The 18,936-nt window shown below is 36.0% G+C and carries 33 protein-coding genes; all 33 read left to right on the forward strand.

Annotated features, from left to right (window positions below):
• The first annotated feature begins 43 nt into the window (after positions 1-43).
• The 33 genes from rpsL to carA all read left to right on the forward strand — a co-directional run bounded on the left by rpsL (position 44) and on the right by carA (position 18,900).
• Positions 44-418 (forward strand): 30S ribosomal protein S12, encoded by a 375-nt coding sequence (rpsL, locus tag ACQ65V_RS08325; protein ID WP_008269190.1) that lies wholly within the window; start codon positions 44-46, stop codon positions 416-418.
• A gap of 22 nt (positions 419-440) precedes the next feature.
• Entirely contained in the window at positions 441-917 is a 477-nt protein-coding gene (rpsG, locus tag ACQ65V_RS08330) for a 30S ribosomal protein S7 (RefSeq protein ID WP_155089972.1), read from the forward strand.
• Positions 918-922: 5 nt separating this feature from the next.
• The gene (gene fusA / locus ACQ65V_RS08335) at positions 923-3,052 is read left to right on the forward strand and encodes an elongation factor G (RefSeq protein ID WP_155089971.1); all 2,130 of its coding nucleotides are present in this window, start codon (positions 923-925) and stop codon (positions 3,050-3,052) included.
• Between the two features lie 12 nt (positions 3,053-3,064).
• Complete coding sequence (gene rpsJ / locus ACQ65V_RS08340) at positions 3,065-3,370, forward strand: 30S ribosomal protein S10 (protein WP_155089970.1); 306 nt, start codon at positions 3,065-3,067, stop codon at positions 3,368-3,370.
• Positions 3,371-3,563: 193 nt separating this feature from the next.
• Complete coding sequence (gene rplC, locus ACQ65V_RS08345; RefSeq protein ID WP_155089969.1) at positions 3,564-4,181, forward strand: 50S ribosomal protein L3; 618 nt, start codon at positions 3,564-3,566, stop codon at positions 4,179-4,181.
• On the forward strand, positions 4,181-4,810 hold the full coding sequence (gene rplD, locus ACQ65V_RS08350; protein WP_155089968.1) for a 50S ribosomal protein L4: 630 nt from the start codon (positions 4,181-4,183) through the stop codon (positions 4,808-4,810). The genes rplC and rplD overlap by 1 nt, the downstream gene beginning before the upstream one ends.
• A gap of 7 nt (positions 4,811-4,817) precedes the next feature.
• On the forward strand, positions 4,818-5,108 hold the full coding sequence (gene rplW, locus ACQ65V_RS08355) for a 50S ribosomal protein L23 (protein ID WP_162306983.1): 291 nt from the start codon (positions 4,818-4,820) through the stop codon (positions 5,106-5,108).
• An 8-nt stretch (positions 5,109-5,116) separates the two neighbouring features.
• Positions 5,117-5,944 (forward strand): 50S ribosomal protein L2, encoded by an 828-nt coding sequence (gene rplB / locus ACQ65V_RS08360; RefSeq protein ID WP_155089967.1) that lies wholly within the window; start codon positions 5,117-5,119, stop codon positions 5,942-5,944.
• Positions 5,945-5,954: 10 nt separating this feature from the next.
• On the forward strand, positions 5,955-6,233 hold the full coding sequence (gene rpsS / locus ACQ65V_RS08365; protein ID WP_008269180.1) for a 30S ribosomal protein S19: 279 nt from the start codon (positions 5,955-5,957) through the stop codon (positions 6,231-6,233).
• A 5-nt stretch (positions 6,234-6,238) separates the two neighbouring features.
• A complete protein-coding gene (gene rplV, locus ACQ65V_RS08370; RefSeq protein WP_155089966.1) occupies positions 6,239-6,646 on the forward strand; it encodes a 50S ribosomal protein L22 in 408 nt (135 codons plus the stop codon).
• Positions 6,647-6,655: 9 nt separating this feature from the next.
• A complete protein-coding gene (gene rpsC, locus ACQ65V_RS08375) occupies positions 6,656-7,369 on the forward strand; it encodes a 30S ribosomal protein S3 (RefSeq protein ID WP_155089965.1) in 714 nt (237 codons plus the stop codon).
• A gap of 20 nt (positions 7,370-7,389) precedes the next feature.
• Positions 7,390-7,809, forward strand: coding sequence for a 50S ribosomal protein L16 (rplP, locus tag ACQ65V_RS08380; RefSeq protein ID WP_155089964.1), 420 nt, complete (start codon positions 7,390-7,392; stop codon positions 7,807-7,809).
• 12 nt (positions 7,810-7,821) lie between these two features.
• Positions 7,822-8,013: a 50S ribosomal protein L29 gene (rpmC, locus tag ACQ65V_RS08385; protein ID WP_155089963.1), complete on the forward strand. Its 192-nt coding sequence runs from the start codon at positions 7,822-7,824 to the stop codon at positions 8,011-8,013.
• A gap of 17 nt (positions 8,014-8,030) precedes the next feature.
• On the forward strand, positions 8,031-8,288 hold the full coding sequence (rpsQ, locus tag ACQ65V_RS08390) for a 30S ribosomal protein S17 (RefSeq protein WP_155089962.1): 258 nt from the start codon (positions 8,031-8,033) through the stop codon (positions 8,286-8,288).
• A 2-nt stretch (positions 8,289-8,290) separates the two neighbouring features.
• Positions 8,291-8,659, forward strand: a complete 369-nt coding sequence (gene rplN, locus ACQ65V_RS08395; protein ID WP_155089961.1) for a 50S ribosomal protein L14 — start codon at positions 8,291-8,293, stop codon at positions 8,657-8,659.
• Positions 8,660-8,671: 12 nt separating this feature from the next.
• Positions 8,672-8,983 carry a 50S ribosomal protein L24 gene (rplX, locus tag ACQ65V_RS08400; protein ID WP_155089960.1) on the forward strand — a complete coding sequence of 104 codons (312 nt, stop codon included), beginning with the start codon at positions 8,672-8,674 and terminating at the stop codon, positions 8,981-8,983.
• Positions 8,984-8,985: 2 nt separating this feature from the next.
• Positions 8,986-9,537 (forward strand): 50S ribosomal protein L5, encoded by a 552-nt coding sequence (gene rplE, locus ACQ65V_RS08405; RefSeq protein ID WP_155089959.1) that lies wholly within the window; start codon positions 8,986-8,988, stop codon positions 9,535-9,537.
• A gap of 2 nt (positions 9,538-9,539) precedes the next feature.
• Complete coding sequence (gene rpsN / locus ACQ65V_RS08410; protein ID WP_007094975.1) at positions 9,540-9,809, forward strand: 30S ribosomal protein S14; 270 nt, start codon at positions 9,540-9,542, stop codon at positions 9,807-9,809.
• A gap of 62 nt (positions 9,810-9,871) precedes the next feature.
• A complete protein-coding gene (rpsH, locus tag ACQ65V_RS08415; protein WP_155089958.1) occupies positions 9,872-10,273 on the forward strand; it encodes a 30S ribosomal protein S8 in 402 nt (133 codons plus the stop codon).
• A 12-nt stretch (positions 10,274-10,285) separates the two neighbouring features.
• Positions 10,286-10,828 carry a 50S ribosomal protein L6 gene (rplF, locus tag ACQ65V_RS08420; protein WP_155089957.1) on the forward strand — a complete coding sequence of 181 codons (543 nt, stop codon included), beginning with the start codon at positions 10,286-10,288 and terminating at the stop codon, positions 10,826-10,828.
• Between the two features lie 10 nt (positions 10,829-10,838).
• Complete coding sequence (rplR, locus tag ACQ65V_RS08425) at positions 10,839-11,195, forward strand: 50S ribosomal protein L18 (protein ID WP_155089956.1); 357 nt, start codon at positions 10,839-10,841, stop codon at positions 11,193-11,195.
• A gap of 6 nt (positions 11,196-11,201) precedes the next feature.
• The gene (rpsE, locus tag ACQ65V_RS08430) at positions 11,202-11,726 is read left to right on the forward strand and encodes a 30S ribosomal protein S5 (protein WP_155089955.1); all 525 of its coding nucleotides are present in this window, start codon (positions 11,202-11,204) and stop codon (positions 11,724-11,726) included.
• A gap of 7 nt (positions 11,727-11,733) precedes the next feature.
• Positions 11,734-11,913, forward strand: a complete 180-nt coding sequence (gene rpmD, locus ACQ65V_RS08435; RefSeq protein ID WP_114300031.1) for a 50S ribosomal protein L30 — start codon at positions 11,734-11,736, stop codon at positions 11,911-11,913.
• A gap of 15 nt (positions 11,914-11,928) precedes the next feature.
• Positions 11,929-12,381 (forward strand): 50S ribosomal protein L15, encoded by a 453-nt coding sequence (gene rplO / locus ACQ65V_RS08440; RefSeq protein ID WP_155089954.1) that lies wholly within the window; start codon positions 11,929-11,931, stop codon positions 12,379-12,381.
• Positions 12,382-12,391: 10 nt separating this feature from the next.
• Positions 12,392-13,759, forward strand: coding sequence for a preprotein translocase subunit SecY (secY, locus tag ACQ65V_RS08445; RefSeq protein ID WP_155089953.1), 1,368 nt, complete (start codon positions 12,392-12,394; stop codon positions 13,757-13,759).
• A gap of 78 nt (positions 13,760-13,837) precedes the next feature.
• Complete coding sequence (gene infA, locus ACQ65V_RS08450) at positions 13,838-14,053, forward strand: translation initiation factor IF-1 (protein ID WP_007094967.1); 216 nt, start codon at positions 13,838-13,840, stop codon at positions 14,051-14,053.
• Positions 14,054-14,079: 26 nt separating this feature from the next.
• Positions 14,080-14,196, forward strand: coding sequence for a type B 50S ribosomal protein L36 (gene ykgO / locus ACQ65V_RS08455; protein WP_008269159.1), 117 nt, complete (start codon positions 14,080-14,082; stop codon positions 14,194-14,196).
• A 98-nt stretch (positions 14,197-14,294) separates the two neighbouring features.
• A complete protein-coding gene (gene rpsM, locus ACQ65V_RS08460) occupies positions 14,295-14,669 on the forward strand; it encodes a 30S ribosomal protein S13 (protein ID WP_155089952.1) in 375 nt (124 codons plus the stop codon).
• A 101-nt stretch (positions 14,670-14,770) separates the two neighbouring features.
• Positions 14,771-15,154 (forward strand): 30S ribosomal protein S11, encoded by a 384-nt coding sequence (rpsK, locus tag ACQ65V_RS08465; RefSeq protein WP_155089951.1) that lies wholly within the window; start codon positions 14,771-14,773, stop codon positions 15,152-15,154.
• 178 nt (positions 15,155-15,332) lie between these two features.
• A complete protein-coding gene (gene rpsD / locus ACQ65V_RS08470; RefSeq protein WP_430467569.1) occupies positions 15,333-15,938 on the forward strand; it encodes a 30S ribosomal protein S4 in 606 nt (201 codons plus the stop codon).
• Between the two features lie 95 nt (positions 15,939-16,033).
• Positions 16,034-17,026 (forward strand): DNA-directed RNA polymerase subunit alpha, encoded by a 993-nt coding sequence (locus tag ACQ65V_RS08475; protein WP_155089949.1) that lies wholly within the window; start codon positions 16,034-16,036, stop codon positions 17,024-17,026.
• 141 nt (positions 17,027-17,167) lie between these two features.
• On the forward strand, positions 17,168-17,644 hold the full coding sequence (gene rplQ / locus ACQ65V_RS08480) for a 50S ribosomal protein L17 (RefSeq protein ID WP_155089948.1): 477 nt from the start codon (positions 17,168-17,170) through the stop codon (positions 17,642-17,644).
• Between the two features lie 152 nt (positions 17,645-17,796).
• A complete protein-coding gene (gene carA, locus ACQ65V_RS08485) occupies positions 17,797-18,900 on the forward strand; it encodes a glutamine-hydrolyzing carbamoyl-phosphate synthase small subunit (RefSeq protein WP_430467570.1) in 1,104 nt (367 codons plus the stop codon).
• Positions 18,901-18,936 lie beyond the last annotated feature (36 nt).

An 18,936-nucleotide genomic window follows, 5' to 3' on the forward strand; every position in this document is an offset into this window, starting at 1 on the left:
GCCCTCAAAAGTGAGGGTTCAATAAATTATTATATAGAAATATATGCCAACAATTTCACAATTAGTACGAAAAGGAAGAGCCAAAATAACCAAGAAGAGTAAATCGGCTGCTTTAGATTCGTGTCCTCAAAGACGTGGTGTATGTACTCGTGTTTATACAACGACACCTAAAAAACCAAACTCAGCAATGCGTAAGGTAGCAAGGGTTCGTTTAACAAACGGAAACGAAGTAAATGCATACATCGGTGGAGAAGGTCACAATCTACAAGAGCACTCGATAGTATTGGTTAGAGGAGGAAGGGTAAAAGATTTACCAGGAGTTAGATATCACATCGTTCGTGGTGCATTAGATACAGCAGGTGTTGCTGGTCGCACACAACGTAGATCTAAGTATGGTGCAAAACGCCCTAAGAAGTAATTTAAAACTTTAAGAAGAAGACATGAGAAAAAGAGCAGCAAAAAAGAGACCGCTTTTACCAGACCCAAGATTCAACGATCAGTTAGTGACGCGTTTTGTTAACATGATGATGTGGGACGGTAAAAAGTCTGTAGCTTTTAAAGTATTCTACGATGCAATTGATATTGTTGAGGAGAAAAAGAATGACGACGAAAAAACAGCTTTAGAGATTTGGAAAGAAGCGTTATCTAATGTGATGCCTCACGTAGAAGTACGTAGCCGTCGTGTTGGTGGTGCAACATTCCAAATTCCAATGCAGATTCGTCCAGATCGTAAAGTTTCTACTGCGATGAAGTGGTTAATTAGCTACGCACGTAAAAGAAACGAAAAATCTATGGCACAACGTTTGGCTTCAGAAGTATTAGCTGCTGCTAAAGAAGAAGGTGCGGCCGTTAAGAAAAGAGTAGATACTCACAAAATGGCTGAAGCAAATAAAGCATTCTCACACTTTAGATTTTAATTAGAATGGCACAAAGAGATTTAAAATATACAAGAAATATAGGTATTGCCGCACATATTGATGCTGGTAAAACTACAACTACAGAGCGTATCCTTTATTATACAGGTGTATCTCACAAAATTGGTGAAGTACATGATGGAGCGGCTACTATGGACTGGATGGAGCAAGAGCAAGAAAGAGGTATTACAATTACTTCTGCTGCTACAACTTGTACATGGAAGTTCCCTATGGAAAATGCACAACCATTACCTGAAACTAAGGATTACCACTTTAACATTATCGATACTCCTGGTCACGTTGATTTTACCGTTGAGGTAAACAGATCATTACGTGTATTAGATGGTTTAGTATTCTTATTTAGTGCGGTTGATGGTGTTGAGCCACAATCTGAAACTAACTGGAGACTTGCTGACAATTATAAAGTACCTCGTATTGGTTTCGTAAACAAAATGGACCGTCAAGGATCTAACTTTATGGCAGTTTGCCAGCAGGTTAAGGACATGTTAGGGTCTAATGCTGTGCCAATTGTAATGAACATTGGTGACGAAATCGATTTTAAAGGTATTGTTGACTTGGTGAAGAACCGTGCTATTGTTTGGCACGATGAAACACAAGGGGCAACTTTCGATGTTATCGATATTCCTGAAGAATTAAAAGCAGAAGCTGCAGAATTAAGAGGTAAACTTATTGAAGAAGTTGCAGCTTATGATGAGAATCTGTTAGAAAAATATATGGAGGATGAAGATTCTATTACTGAAGACGAGGTGCACGCTGCACTTAGAGCTGCCGTAATGGACATGTCTATCATTCCAATGATTTGTGGTTCTGCATTTAAAAACAAAGGTGTACAGTTCTTATTAGATGCTGTATGTCGTTACTTGCCTTCTCCAGTAGATAAGGAAGGTATTGTTGGTGTAAACCCAGATACTGAAAAAGAAGAAATTCGTAGGCCAGATGTAAAGGAGCCGTTTGCTGCTTTAGCATTTAAGATTGCTACAGATCCTTTCGTAGGACGTTTAGCATTCTTTAGAGCTTACTCTGGTCGTTTGGATGCTGGTTCCTATATTTTGAACAACCGTTCAGGTAAGAAAGAACGTATCTCTCGTATCTATCAAATGCACTCGAATAAGCAAAATGCTATCGATTTTATCGAAGCTGGAGATATTGGAGCTGCAGTAGGATTTAAAGACATTAAGACTGGTGATACCATGTCTGATGAAAAACATCCTATCGTTTTAGAATCTATGGACTTCCCAGATCCAGTAATTGGTATTGCGGTTGAGCCTAAGACTAAAGCAGATGTTGATAAGTTAGGTATGGCTTTAGGTAAGCTTGCTGAAGAGGATCCAACATTTACAGTAAGAACCGATGAAGCTTCAGGTCAGACAATTATTTCTGGTATGGGTGAGCTTCACTTGGATATTATTGTAGATCGTTTAAGACGTGAGTTCAAAGTTGAGGTTAACCAAGGTCAGCCACAAGTTGAGTATAAAGAAGCTATCACTAGAGTTGCACAACATAGAGAAGTGTACAAGAAGCAATCTGGTGGTCGTGGTAAATTCGCAGATATCGTATTTACACTTGAGCCAGCTGAAGAAGGTAAAGTAGGTTTAGAATTCGTTTCTGAAATTAAAGGTGGTAACGTTCCTAAAGAATTTATCCCTTCAATTGAAAAAGGTTTTAAGCAAGCTATGGTAAATGGTCCGTTAGCGGGTTATGAAGTAGATGCTATGAAAGTTACGTTGACTGATGGTTCTTATCACGATGTGGATTCTGATCAATTATCATTCGAATTAGCTGCTAAGTTAGGATTTAAGAATGCTGCAAAAGCTGCTAAGGCTGTAATTATGGAGCCAATTATGAAATTGGAAGTAATTACACCAGAAGAGAACATGGGTGATATCGTTGGTGATTTAAATAGAAGAAGAGGACAAGTAAGTGATATGGGTGATAGAGCTGGTGCAAAAACCGTAAAAGCTACTGTTCCATTATCTGAAATGTTTGGTTATGTTACTACGTTGAGAACACTGTCTTCAGGTAGAGCAACATCAACAATGGAATTCTCTCACTATGCTGAGACACCATCTAATATATCAGAAGAAGTAATCAAAGCAGCAAAAGGCGTAGAAGCTTAAAACTAAAAGAAAATGAGTCAGAAAATTAGAATAAAATTAAAGTCTTACGATCATAATTTAGTTGACAAGTCTGCTGATAAGATTGTAAAAACAGTAAAAAACACAGGTGCAGTAGTAACGGGACCAATTCCTTTGCCAACACACAAGAAAATTTTCACTGTGTTACGTTCACCTCACGTTAACAAGAAGTCTAGAGAACAATTTCAATTAAGCTCTTACAAGAGATTATTGGATATTTACTCTTCTTCTTCTAAGACAATTGATGCTTTAATGAAGCTTGAATTACCAAGCGGAGTTGAAGTAGAGATTAAGGTGTAATTATAAAACTTCGGTCGCTTAGCGATGTCGAAGTGAACATGTCCGGAGCTGCGAGCGAAGGAAAAACGGTAAAAAATACAATTCAAGGCTGAAACGTATTTTTCAGCCTTGAAATATTTAAATAAGTAAATTAATAATTGATTGAAGATAAATCGAGAAATCGTAAATCAACAATCGTAAATCGTAAATTAAAATGTCTGGGTTAATTGGAAAAAAAATCGGTATGACCAGCATCTTCGACGAAAATGGAAAAAACATTCCATGTACAGTAATCGAAGCTGGACCATGTATCGTTACCCAAGTCAGAACTGAAGAAGTGGATGGTTATAATGCACTTCAATTAGGTTTCGATGACGCGACAGAAAAAAGCGCTACTAAAGCAGCTCAAGGGCATGCTAAGAAAGCGGGTACTTCTGTTAAACGCAAAGTCGTAGAATTTAATGGTTTTGATGAGGAGTACAAATTAGGTGATGCTATAACTGTAGAGCAGTTTATCGAAGGTGAGTTTGTGGATGTTTCCGGAACTTCAAAAGGTAAAGGTTTTCAAGGTGTAGTAAAACGTCACGGATTCGGTGGTGTAGGTCAAGCAACGCATGGTCAGCACAACCGTTTAAGAGCTCCAGGTTCTATTGGTGCAGCTTCATATCCTGCGAGAGTATTCAAAGGAATGAAGATGGCCGGAAGAATGGGTGGTGAAACAGTTAAAGTTCAAAATTTAAGAGTTTATAAGGTAGTTCCAGAAAAGAACTTACTTGTTGTTAAGGGATGTGTTCCTGGTCACAAAAACTCTTATGTAATTATTGAGAAGTAATGAAGGTAGCAGTTTTAGATATAAACGGAAAAGATACGGGAAGAAAAGCTGAGCTTTCTAAAGACGTATTCGCTATAGAGCCTAATAACCACGCTGTCTATTTAGATGTTAAGCAATACTTAGCAAATCAAAGACAAGGTACGCATAAGGCTAAAGAAAGAGCAGAAATTACTGGAAGTACGCGTAAGATCAAAAAACAAAAAGGAACTGGTACAGCTCGTGCAGGTTCTATAAAGTCTGGTCTGTTTAAAGGCGGAGGTCGTATGTTTGGTCCAAGACCAAGAAATTATGGTTTTAAGCTTAATAAAAACGTAAAGCGACTAGCACGTAAATCTGCATTAAGCATCAAGGCAAATGATAAGTCAATAGTAGTATTAGAAGATTTTAACTTCGATGCTCCAAAGACTAAAAATTTCGTAGATGTATTGAAAGCATTAGAGATAGACAACAAAAAATCTCTATTTGTGTTGGGTGACTCAAATAATAACGTATATTTGTCGTCGCGCAATTTGAAAGGCTCTGAAGTTATAACTAGCTCAGAATTAAGTACTTATAAAATAATGAACGCTAATAAAGTTGTTGTTTTAGAAGGTGCGTTAGAAGGAATTGAATCGAATTTAAGTAAATAAAACACAGATGAGTATCTTAATTAAACCTATCATCACAGAAAAAGCAACCATGCAAAGCGAGGTGCTTAACGCTTATGCGTTTGAAGTGAATACAAAGGCGAACAAGGTAGAAATCAAAAAAGCGGTAGAAGCTGCTTATGGTGTTTCTGTTGAAAAAGTTCGTACGATAAATGTCCGTCCAGATAGAAGGACTCGTTTTACAAAAACGGGTATTCAACATGGTAAAACAAATGCTGTTAAAAAGGCAATTGTACAACTGGCGGAAGGTGAGACAATAGATTTATATGCTAATATGTAATTAGACTTATGTCAGTAAGAAAATTAAAACCGATCACATCAGCTCAGCGATTTAGAGTAGTAAATGGATTTGACGCCATCACTACTGATAAGCCGGAGAAAAGCTTGCTTGCTCCGAAAAAGAGATCTGGTGGTAGAAACAGTCAAGGAAAAATGACCATGCGCTACAAAGGTGGTGGTCATAAGAAGAAGTATCGTATTATTGATTTTAAACGTAACAAAACTGGAATTCCAGGTGAGGTTAAATCAATAGAGTACGATCCAAACAGAACAGCATTTATTGCTTTGTTAAACTATCAAGATGGTGAGAAAAGATACATCATCGCACAGAATGGTTTAAAAGTAGGACAGAATGTTGTGTCTGGTGAAAGTGGTGTGGCTCCAGAAATTGGAAACGCAATGCCATTAAGTGAAATACCTCTAGGTACTATTATTTCTTGTATAGAGTTACGTCCAGGTAAAGGTGCTGTTATGGCGCGTAGTGCTGGTGCTTTTGCTCAGTTAATGGCAAGAGATGGTAAGTTTGCTACGATTAAATTACCATCTGGTGAAACTAGAATGGTATTAGCAACGTGTATGGCTACAATAGGTGTTATTTCTAACTCAGATCATCAATTGTTAGTATCTGGTAAAGCAGGTAGAAGCAGATGGTTAGGAAGACGTCCACGTACAAGACCAGTAGTAATGAATCCAGTGGATCACCCAATGGGTGGTGGTGAAGGTAAGTCTTCAGGTGGGCACCCAAGATCTAGAAACGGTATTCCTGCTAAGGGTTATAGAACGCGTTCTAGAACGAAAGCGAGTAACAAGTATATTGTAGAACGTAGAAAGAAATAATTAAGATAGTATGGCACGTTCATTAAAAAAAGGACCTTATATCCACTATAAATTAGAAAAGAAAGTTGCAGAAAATGTAGCTTCAAACAAAAAGACGGTAATTAAGACTTGGTCTAGAGCATCAATGATTTCTCCAGATTTCGTTGGTCAGACAATTGCAGTTCACAATGGTCGTCAATTTGTTCCGGTTTATGTTACTGAGAATATGGTAGGTCACAAATTAGGAGAATTTTCACCAACAAGATCTTTTAGAGGTCATGCAGGTGCTAAGAATAAAGGTAAAAAATAAGAATCATGGGAAGTCGTAAAAAACAAATGGCGGAAGCTATTAAGGCTGAAAAGAAGCAGATTGCTTTTGCTAAGCTAAATAACTGTCCTACATCTCCAAGAAAAATGCGCTTAGTTGCGGATTTAGTAAGAGGTGAAAAGGCTGAGAAAGCTCTTCAGATTCTTAGATTTAGCCCAAAAGAAGCGTCTCGTCGTTTAGAGAAATTGGTTATGTCTGCAATTGCAAACTGGCAAGCTAAAAACGAAGATGCTGATGTTGAGGAAGCTAATCTATTTATCAAAGAGATTAGAGTAGATGGTGGATCTATGTTAAAGAGATTACGCCCTGCACCTCAAGGTAGAGCACATAGAATTAGAAAGCGTTCTAATCACGTAACAGTGGTTGTAGATGCATTAAATAAAACACAAAGCTAAGATAGAGATATGGGACAAAAGACAAATCCAATCGGAAATCGCTTAGGTATTATCAGAGGATGGGAATCTAACTGGTATGGCGGAAATGATTATGGAGATAAACTTGCAGAGGACGATAAAATCCGTAAGTATATCCATGCTCGTTTATCTAAAGCTAGTGTGAGTAGAGTAATTATTGAGCGTACGCTTAAACTTGTAACCGTTACTATCACTACTGCTAGACCTGGTATTATTATCGGTAAAGGTGGTCAAGAGGTAGATAAGTTAAAAGAAGAGCTTAAAAAGATTACTGGTAAAGAGGTTCAATTGAACATCTTTGAAATTAAAAGACCTGAACTAGATGCACATTTAGTAGCGGCAAGTGTTGCTCGTCAAATTGAAAGTCGAATCTCATATAGACGTGCAATAAAAATGGCTATCGCTGCAGCAATGCGTATGAATGCTGAAGGAATCAAAATTCAAATTAGTGGTCGTTTAAACGGTGCTGAAATGGCACGTTCTGAGCACTATAAAGAAGGACGTATTCCGTTATCTACATTTAGAGCTGACATTGATTATGCTCTTGTTGAAGCACATACTACTTATGGTAGATTAGGTGTAAAAGTGTGGATTATGAAAGGTGAAGTATATGGAAAAAGAGAACTTTCTCCATTAGTAGGTCTTTCTAAGCAAAAAGGAAAAGGTGGACGTGGTGGAAACAAGAACCAACGTCGTAGAAAGTAATTTTTTAAAGAAAAACAAAAATGTTACAGCCTAAAAGAACAAAATTTCGTAAGCAGCAAAAAGGTCGTATGAAAGGCAATGCTGGAAGAGGCCATAGATTATCAAATGGTACTTTTGGTATTAAATCATTAGACTCGTCTTTTGTAACTGCTCGTCAAATAGAAGCTGCACGTATTGCCGCAACTCGTTACATGAAGAGGGAAGGTTCTATCTGGATTATGATTTTTCCAGACAAACCGATTACAAAGAAACCTCTTGAAGTACGTATGGGTAAAGGTAAAGGTGCCGTAGAATATTGGGCAGCCGTTGTAAAGCCAGGACGTGTATTATTTGAAGTAAGTGGTGTGCCAATTGAAACTGCGCAAGAAGCGTTACGTTTGGCAGCTCAAAAACTTCCAGTAAGAACTAAGTTTGTCATAGCTAGAGATTACGAAGCTTAATAAAATAATATTATGAAGCAATCAGAAATTAAACAGCTTTCAACAGCTGAGTTACAAGAAAAACTTAGTGAGACTAAAAAGAGTTATGCAGACCTGAAAATGGCTCACGCAATTTCTCCTTTAGAAAACCCAATCCAGTTACGTCACGCACGCCGTACTGTAGCTAGAGTGGCGACAGAATTAACTAAAAGAGAAGATCAATAATTGTATTCTGCTGAAAGATGGAAAAAAGAAACTTAAGAAAAGAACGTATAGGAGTAGTTACTAGTAACAAAATGGAGAAATCTATTGTAGTTGCTGAAGTTAAAAAAGTAAAACACCCTATGTATGGAAAATTCGTGTTAAAGACAAAGAAATATGTCGCACACGATGAGACAAACGACTGCAACGAAGGAGATACTGTAAAGATCATGGAGACAAGACCTATGAGTAAATCCAAATGTTGGAGATTAGTAGAAATAATTGAAAGAGCGAAGTAATTATGGTACAACAAGAATCAAGATTAAAAGTAGCTGACAATACTGGTGCAAAGGAAGTTTTAACTATCCGTGTGCTAGGAGGAACTAAAAGACGTTATGCGTCGGTTGGAGACAAGATTGTAGTATCTGTTAAGGATGCGACTCCAAACGGGAACATCAAAAAAGGTGCTGTTTCTACAGCCGTTGTTGTTCGTACAGCAAAAGAGGTAAGAAGACCAGATGGTTCTTACATCAGATTTGATGACAACGCATGTGTATTATTAAACCCAACGGGTGAGATGAGAGGAACACGTGTTTTTGGACCTGTAGCTAGAGAACTTCGTGATAAACAATTCATGAAAATTGTATCATTGGCACCAGAGGTGCTTTAATTGATAAATAAGATGACAAAGCTTAAAATAAAATCAGGAGATACAGTACAAGTTATTGCTGGAGACCATAAAGGTTCTGAAGGCAAGGTGCTTAAAGTATTAAAAGATAAGAACAAGGCTATCGTAGAAGGTGTAAACATGGTGAAGAAACATACTAAACCAAGTGCACAAAACCCTCAAGGTGGTATTGTAGAGAAGGAAGCATCAATTCATATGTCTAACTTGTCGTTGTTAACTTCAAAAGGGGAAACAACAAGAGTAGGTTATAGAATGGATGGAGACAACAAAGTAAGATTTTCTAAAAAATCTAATGAAGTAATTTAATTATGGCTTACGTTGCAAGATTAAAACAAGAGTATAAGGATAAAGTAATCCCAGCTCTTACAGAAGAATTTGGATATAAAAATGTGATGCAAGTACCTAAGCTTCAAAAGATAGTTTTATCTAGAGGTGTTGGTGCTGCTGTTGCAGATAAGAAGTTAATTGATCACGCAGTGGATGAGTTAACAAAAATCACTGGACAAAAAGCAGTTGCTACTATGTCTAAGAAAGACGTTGCGTCTTTTAAGTTACGTAAAGGGATGCCAATTGGCGCTAAGGTAACTTTAAGAGGGGAGCAAATGTATGAGTTCTTAGATCGTTTAGTGACTTCTGCTTTACCACGAGTAAGAGATTTTAACGGTATCAAAGCCTCAGGTTTTGATGGTCGTGGAAACTATAACTTAGGTGTAACAGAACAGATCATTTTCCCAGAAATTGATATTGACAAAATCAATAAAATCAATGGTATGGATATTACATTTGTGACTACTGCCGATACAGATAAAGAGGCAAAGTCATTGTTATCAGAACTAGGATTACCATTTAAAAAGAATTAAGTATGGCTAAAGAATCAATGAAAGCTCGTGAGGTGAAGCGTGCAAAGATGGTTGCAAAATATGCTGAAAAACGTAAAGCTTTAAAAGAAGCTGGCGATTACGAAGCATTACAAAAGTTACCAAAAAACGCATCACCAGTACGTATGCACAACCGTTGTAAACTTACAGGAAGACCAAAAGGTTATATGAGACAATTTGGTATCTCTCGTGTAATGTTTAGAGAAATGGCTAACAAAGGGTTAATTCCTGGAGTAAAGAAAGCAAGTTGGTAAAATTATAAATTGGTTTCAGGTTTGGTAATAGTGCCAAAAACCGCTACCGCAAATTAATAACTATGTACACAGATCCAATAGCGGATTATTTAACGCGAGTTAGAAATGCTGTGAAAGCAAACCACAGAGTGGTTGAGATTCCTGCATCTAACTTAAAAAAGGAGATAACTAAAATATTGTTCGATCAGGGCTTTATTTTAAGTTACAAGTTTGATGACAAATCTACTGCACAAGGTACAATTAAGATTGCCTTAAAGTATAACAAAGACACTAAGGAGTCTGTTATCAAAAAAATTCAAAGAATCAGTAAACCAGGTTTACGTAAGTATGCTGGCTCTAACGAAATGCCAAGAATCTTAAATGGTTTAGGTATTGCAATTGTTTCTACGTCTCACGGTGTGATGACAGGTAAACAAGCGCAAAGAGAAAACGTTGGTGGCGAAGTATTATGTTACGTTTACTAAAAACAGGAAATTATGTCAAGAATAGGTAAAAACCCGATAACAATTCCTGAAGGTGTTACAGTTGAAGTTAAAGATAACGTAATTACCGCTAAAGGTAAATTAGGTGAATTAACTCAAGAGTATTCAGAAGTTGAAATTAAAATAGAAGACGGTACAATTACATTAGAACGTCCGTCTGAGAAAAAAGATCACAGAGCAAAACACGGTCTTTACAGAGCGTTAATTGCTAACATGATAGAAGGTGTTTCTAAAGGCTGGACCAAAGAATTGGAATTAGTTGGTGTAGGTTACAGAGCATCAAATCAAGGACAGAAATTAGATTTAGCTATTGGTTTCTCTCACAACATCGTAATGGACATTGCTCCAGAAGTAAAAGTTGAGACCGTTTCAGAAAAAGGAAAAAACCCAATCGTTAAATTAACATCTCATGACAAACAATTGGTAGGTCAGGTAGCCGCTAAGATTCGTGGTTTCCGTAAGCCAGAACCTTACAAAGGAAAGGGTATCAAGTTTGTTGGTGAAGAAATTAGAAGAAAAGCAGGTAAATCAGCTTAATAATTAAGTTATGGCATTGACAAAGAACGAAAGAAGAACAAGAATAAAAAACAGAATCCGCAAGGTAGTATCTGGTACTTCAGAAAGACCAAGATTAGCTGTTTTTAGAAGCAATAAAGAAATTTATGCTCAAATCGTGAATGATGTAACTGGTGAAACTATAGCTGCTGCATCTTCAAGAGATAAGGATATCGCAAAGTCTAAAGGAAACAAAACTGAGGTTGCGGCTTTAGTTGGTAAGGCTGTTGCAGAAAAAGCTATGAAAGCTGGTGTTGAAACTATTTCTTTTGATAGAGGTGGTTACTTATATCATGGAAGAGTAAAATCATTAGCAGAAGGTGCTAGAGAAGCAGGACTTAAATTTTAAGACATTATGTATCAAAAATATAAAAACGCAGAATTAGTAAAACCAGGCGGATTAGATTTAAAAGATCGCTTAGTTGGTGTACAGCGTGTAACTAAAGTAACAAAAGGTGGTAGAGCATTTGGTTTTTCTGCTATTGTTGTTGTAGGTGACGAAGCAGGAGTTGTAGGACAAGGTTTAGGGAAATCTAAAGACGTTGCTACTGCAATTGCTAAAGCTGTTGAAGATGCTAAGAAAAACTTAGTGAGAATTCCTATTATAAAAGGAACATTACCACACGAGCAAAAAGGTAAGTATGGTGGAGCTAGAGTAAACATTATCCCAGCTGCACCTGGTACAGGTGTTATTGCTGGTGGAGCTGTAAGAACAGTACTTGAAGCAGTTGGTGTACATGATGTATTATCAAAGTCTCAAGGATCTTCTAACCCTCATAATGTAGTAAAAGCAACTTTTGACGCTTTATTACAATTAAGAGATGCTAAATCTATAGCTAAAGAACGTGGAATTTCACTTGAAAAAGTATTTAAAGGATAAACACAAGATGGCAAAGATTAAAGTAACTAAAGTAAAGAGTGCAATCAATCGTACTAAAAGACAAAAGCTAACATTAGAGGCTTTGGGTCTAAAAAAGATTGGTCAAGTAGTAGAGCACGATGCCACACCAAATATCCTTGGTATGGTAAAAAAAGTTGAACATTTAGTTTCTGTAGAGGAAGCTTAAAAATATAACTTAAAAATGGATTTAAGTAATTTAAAACCTGCAGAAGGTTCAGTAAAAAATCAAGGAAAGCGTGTTGGACGTGGTCAAGGATCTGGTAAAGGTGGCACTGCGACAAGAGGACACAAAGGTGCAAAGTCACGTTCTGGTTATTCTAAGAAATTAGGATTTGAAGGTGGTCAAATGCCTTTGCAAAGACGTGTTCCTAAATTCGGATTTACTAATATTAATAGAGTAGAGTACCAAGGTGTAAACTTAGATACTTTACAACAGTTAGTAGACGAAAAGAAAATTAAGGATACTGTAGATTTTGAAACACTTGTATCATTGGGTAAAGCTGGAAAGAACGATCTAGTTAAAATCTTAGGTAGAGGTGAATTAAAATCTAAATTAAAAGTAACTGCTCATAAATTTACTGCTACGGCAAAAGCTGCTATTGAAGCTGCTGGTGGTGAAGCTGTAACTTTATAAGAATATAAGGATGAAAATAATAGATACATTAAAAAACGTTTGGAAAATCACGGAACTTAAGGATAGAATCATTCTTACCTTAGGTTTGTTATTAGTTTACCGTTTTGGTGCTCAGGTTGTATTACCTGGTATTGATATTGATAAATTAGGTGGTTTACAAGCAGGAGTTGATGGTGGTATTTTAGGATTGTTAAATGCTTTTACAGGTGGTGCATTTGCTAATGCATCCGTATTTGCTTTAGGAATTATGCCTTATATTTCTGCATCCATCGTTGTTCAGTTAATGGGTATTGCGATTCCTTATTTACAGAAACTTCAGAAAGAAGGAGCTAGTGGACAAAAGAAAATCACACAGATTACACGTTGGTTAACTATAGGTATTTGTTTAGTACAAGCACCTGGTTACCTAGCGAGTGTCCCAGCATTATCTGGAGCACAATCTATGAGTAATTTATTGGTTCCTGGTTTTTCTGAAAACATCTTTTACTTTTCTTCAGTAATTATCTTGGTAACTGGTTGTGTATTCGCAATGTGGTTAGGTGAGAAGATTACAGATAAAGGTATTGGTAATGGTATATCATTATTAATTATGGTTGGTATCATTGCAACCATGCCACAGTCATTTATACAAAATGCGGCTTCTAGATTAGAAGGTGGTAATGGTGGATTTATGATGATATTAATTGAGATGGTGATTTGGTTCTTAATCATTTTAGCATCAGTGTTCTTAGTGATGGCAGTCCGAAAAATTGCCGTACAGTATGCAAGAAGAACTGCATCTGGTGGTTATGAGAAAAATGTATTCGGATCTCGTCAATTCTTACCATTGAAGCTAAACGCATCAGGTGTAATGCCAATTATCTTTGCACAAGCAATTATGTTTGTACCAGGATTAATAGGGCAGGCATCATTTTTGGAAGGTACTGATACAGGACAATGGCTACAAGCAGAATTTGGTAACAACCTATTCGGATTTTGGTACAATCTTGTATTCGCATTATTGATTATTGTATTTACATATTTCTATACAGCGATAACTGTACCTACTAATAAAATGGCTGATGATTTAAAACGTAGTGGAGGATTTATTCCGGGAATAAGACCAGGTACCGAAACAGCTGAGTATTTAGACAAGATAATGTCTCAAATTACATTACCAGGATCTATTTTCTTGGCTCTGGTAGCAGTATTCCCAGCATTTGTATTTCAATTTGCAGGTGTACAGCAAGGTTGGTCATTATTCTTTGGTGGTACATCACTATTAATTATGGTTGGTGTAGCTATTGATACAATGCAGCAGATTAATTCTTATTTATTAAATAAGCATTATGACGGCTTGATGAAAACGGGTAAAAACAGAAAATCTGTTACCGCATAACTATAAAACTTAGAAAGTTCAGTCACCAAAAAACGGCAAGGTATTTGCTAATTGAGGGTTGAATACTAAAAATTATTTATGGCAAAGCAAGCAGCAATAGAACAAGACGGAACGATAATAGAAGCATTATCTAATGCTATGTTCCGTGTAGAATTAGAAAATGGTCACATTGTGACTGCACACATATCTGGTAAAATGCGTATGCATTACATTAAGTTGTTACCAGGAGATAAAGTAAAATTAGAAATGAGTCCTTACGATTTAACTAAGGCTCGTATAACTTATAGATACTAAATACTGGTATTTTAAAACAGAAACAGATGAAAGTAAGAGCATCAGTTAAAAAGAGAAGTGCTGATTGTAAATTAGTACGTAGAAAAGGTAGACTTTACGTCATTAACAAAAAGAATCCTAGATTCAAACAAAGACAAGGATAAAAAAAAGTCATTAGTAATTAGTAGTTAGATGAATCTGTTCGAAATCGAAAGGTTTAGGATTCTAACAACTAAAAGCTAACAGCTAAAAACTAAATTATATGGCAAGAATTGCAGGTGTAGACATACCAAAACAAAAAAGAGGAGTAGTATCCTTAACTTATATCTATGGAATAGGTAGAAGTAGAGCTAAAGAAATTTTAGAAACTGCTAAAGTTGACGAAAGCACTAAAGTACAAGATTGGACTGACGACGAAATAGGAGCGATCCGTGAAGCTGTTGGTACTTTCAAAATCGAAGGTGAATTACGTTCTGAAACTCAGTTAAACATTAAGCGATTAATGGATATCGGATGTTACAGAGGAATTCGTCACAGAGCTGGTCTTCCATTAAGAGGACAACGTACTAAGAATAACTCTCGTACGAGAAAAGGTAGAAGAAAAACAGTTGCTAACAAGAAAAAAGTAACTAAATAATAACAGACATTAGTCATTAGTTTAGAAGTTAGATGAATCTGCCTGAAATGTAAAAGTTTAGGATTCTAACAACTAAAGCTAACAACTAGAAACTAAAAAATATGGCAAAGTCAAGTACAAAAAAACGCAAAGTAATTGTTGATGCAATAGGAGAAGCTCATATCACAGCATCTTTTAACAACATCATCGTTTCTTTAACAAATAAAAAAGGTGACGTTATTTCTTGGTCATCAGCTGGTAAAATGGGCTTTAGAGGTTCTAAAAAGAATACTCCTTATGCAGCGCAATTAGCTGCAGAAGATGCTGCAGGTGTAGCTAAAGAAGCTGGTTTAAAGAAAGTGAAAGTATATGTAAAAGGTCCTGGTAACGGTAGAGAATCTGCTATCAGATCTATACATAACTCAGGTATAGAAGTAACTGAGATTATTGATGTTACTCCAATGCCGCACAACGGTTGTCGTCCACCAAAAAGACGTCGTGTATAATTTACATCATTAAGAAGATTAATATCAGTCGTTTATTCGGTTGATATTAATTTTTTTATACGTAAATTTGCAAACTGAAAAAATCGAATTTATTAACAAGTATCAACGAGAGACAAACGTTTTTTGAAGGATAAGATTAAGACCTTAATTCACTAAACACTCTCAAAACAAATTAAAAATGGCAAGATATACTGGTCCTAAAACTAAAATCGCTCGTAAATTCGGGCAAGCTATCTTCGGAGAAGATAAAGCATTCGAAAAAAGAAACTATCCTCCAGGACAGCACGGAAACAACCGTCGTCGTGGAAAAAAATCTGAATATGCTATCCAGTTAATGGAGAAGCAAAAAGCAAAATATACTTACGGTATTTTAGAGCGTCAATTCAGAAACATGTTTAAAAGAGCAACTGCAGCTCAAGGTATCACAGGTGAAGTATTATTACAGTTATGTGAGTCGCGTTTAGATAACGTTGTTTACAGAATGGGTATTGCTCCAACAAGAAGTGGTGCCAGACAATTAGTATCTCACAGACATATTACCGTTAATGGTGAAAAGGTGAACATTCCTTCTTACCAATTAAAGGCTGGTGATGTTGTAGGTGTTAGAGAAAAATCGAAGTCATTAGAAGCTATTCAAAATTCATTAGCTAATTCTAGCAATGTTTACGAATGGATTACTTGGAATAAGGACAAAATGGAAGGAACTTATGTTTCTGTTCCTGCTAGAATCCAAATTCCAGAACAAATCAACGAGCAATTCATCGTTGAACTTTACTCTAAATAATAAATTAATCATATTGGGATTTAGCCAAAGGGTTTATTGGTCTTCTTCAAACTTTTAGACCGCGCAACTAAATAACAATTAAAACGAAGAAAAAAATGGCAATATTAAATTTTCAGAAGCCTGATAAAGTAATCATGATTGATTCTACTGATTTCGAAGGTAAATTCGAATTCAGACCACTAGAACCAGGATACGGGTTAACAGTTGGTAATGCTCTTAGAAGAGTTTTATTATCATCATTAGAAGGTTTTGCAATCACTTCAGTGAGAATCGAGGGTGTAGATCACGAGTTTTCTACAATTTCTGGTGTAGTTGAGGATGTTACTGAAATGATCTTAAACTTAAAGCAAGTTAACTTTAAGCGTCAGATTGATGAAGTTGATAACGAAACAGTTACAATTTCTATTTCGGGACAAGATCAAATCACAGCTGGTGATTTTCAAAAGTTTATTTCTGGTTTCCAAGTTTTAAATACGGATTTAGTAATCTGTAACTTAGATCCAAAAGTAAACATCAATATGGAATTAACTATCGAGAAAGGTAGAGGATATGTTCCTGCTGAAGAAAACAAAAAAGCTTCAGCACCAATCGGAACTATCTTTACAGATTCTATTTACACTCCAATAAAGAATGTAAAATATAGTATAGAAAACTTCCGTGTTGAGCAAAAAACGGATTATGAAAAGTTAATTTTCGAAATCCAAACTGATGGATCTATTCATCCAAAGGATGCTTTAACTGAAGCAGCTAAGATATTAATTCACCACTTCATGTTATTCTCTGATGAGCGTATTACTCTTGAAGCTGATGAAATAGCACAAACTGAAACTTATGATGAAGAATCACTTCACATGAGACAGCTATTGAAAACCAAATTGGTGGATATGGATCTTTCTGTACGTGCACTTAACTGTTTAAAAGCTGCAGAAGTAGATACTCTAGGTGACTTAGTATCGTTCAACAAAAATGATTTAATGAAATTCAGAAACTTTGGTAAGAAGTCTTTAACTGAGCTAGAAGAATTAGTGAATGTAAAGGGGCTTAACTTCGGGATGGATTTAAGCAAATATAAATTAGACAAAGACTAAGGATTGACGATTGCTGATTTACGAATGACGATTTTTTAAAACTCATTCGTAAATCTAACATCGTAAATCAAAAATTAATAATTAATCATATTTTTGCTCCTCGAATAAAGAGTTTGGTAGCAAGATGATAAAACAAATGTCATGAGACACGGAAAAAAATTCAACCACTTAGGTAGAAAGACTGCACACAGAAGAGCAATGTTAGCCAATATGGCTTGTTCTTTAATTGAGCACAAGCGTATTAACACAACAACTGCTAAAGCCAAAGCTTTAAAACAGTTTGTGGAGCCTTTAATTACTAAATCTAAAGAAGACACTACTCACAATAGAAGAATTGTGATGTCTAGATTAAAACAAAAAGAGGCTGTTGCTGAATTGTTTAGAGATGTTGCTGCAAAAGTAGCTGATCGTCCAGGAGGCTATACACGTATCATCAAATTAGGAAATCGATTAGGTGATAACGCTGATATGGCAATGATAGAGTTGGTAGATTACAACGATATCTATACTGCTGGTAAGCCTGAGAAGAAAACACGTAGAAGTAGAAGAAGAGGTGGTAAAAAGAGCACTGCTGCTGTTCCACCAGTAGAAACTAAAGCTACTAACGAAGAAGAATAATCGAGTGTTGATAACGATTAATAAATATAGAGGATAAACTTTTTAAGTTTATCCTTTTTTTTTGGAATTTTGCGTTGCACTGAGTGTAGTCTAAGTGCAATTAATAGAAGAGACTAAAACAAGGCATAGCTTAAAAAACAATAATACAACACATGAAATATACACAAAGAAAAAAAGCCCTTATTCTATTAGCTGACGGCACAATTTTCTACGGAAAATCCATAGGAAAAGAAGGTACGGCATTTGGTGAAGTATGTTTTAATACTGGTACTACAGGTTATCAGGAAATTTTCACTGACCCTTCTTATTATGGGCAGTTAATGGTCACCACAAATGCCCATATTGGTAATTATGGTACTAAAGAAGATGAGAATGAATCGGATACAGTAAAAATTGCTGGATTGATTTGTAAAAATTTCAGTTTTGAATATTCGAGACCTGCAGGCGATGCCGCGTTAGAAGATTACTTCGAAAAGCATAATACTTTAGCTATTGCAGATGTCGATACAAGAGCTTTGGTAAGTTATATTAGAGATCATGGAGCCATGAATGCTGTTATTTCTACAGAGGTGGATAATATAGATGGGCTAAAGAAACAATTGGCTGAGCAGCCAGAGATGAAAGGTCTAGAATTAGCTTCTAAGGTATCAACTAAAGAGCCTTATTATTTTGGAGATGAAAATGCGACCTACAAAATTGCCGCTTTAGATATTGGTATAAAAAAGAACATTCTTAGAAACTTAGCAAAGCGAGACGCTTATATTAAAGTGTTTCCTTACAATTCAAAGTTTGAAGATTTAGAGGCTTTTAATCCAGACGGTTATTTCTTATCAAATGGACCTGGTGATCCAGAGCCGTTGGTTGAAGCTCAAGCTGTGGCAAAGGAAATTATATCTAAAAACAAACCTTTGTTTGGTATCTGTTTAGGACATCAGGTTATAGCTTTGGCAAATGGTATTTCAACCTATAAAATGCATAATGGCCATAGAGGTATTAATCATCCGGTTAAAAACCTAATAACCGGTAAAGGTGAAATTACGTCTCAGAACCATGGTTTTGCTATCAACAGAGAAGAAACAGAAGCTAATAGTGATGTAGAAATTACGCATGTACATCTAAATGATGATACAGTAGCAGGTATTAAGATAAAAGACAAAAACTGTTTCTCAGTACAATACCACCCAGAAGCAAGCCCTGGACCAAATGATTCAGGGTATTTATTTGATCAGTTTATTGAAAATATAAAAAATAACTAATATCAAATTGGCAATGAAACCTAAAGTTCATTGCCA

This window comes from Winogradskyella ouciana, assembly GCF_965284585.1.
GTDB lineage: Bacteria > Bacteroidota > Bacteroidia > Flavobacteriales > Flavobacteriaceae > Winogradskyella > Winogradskyella ouciana.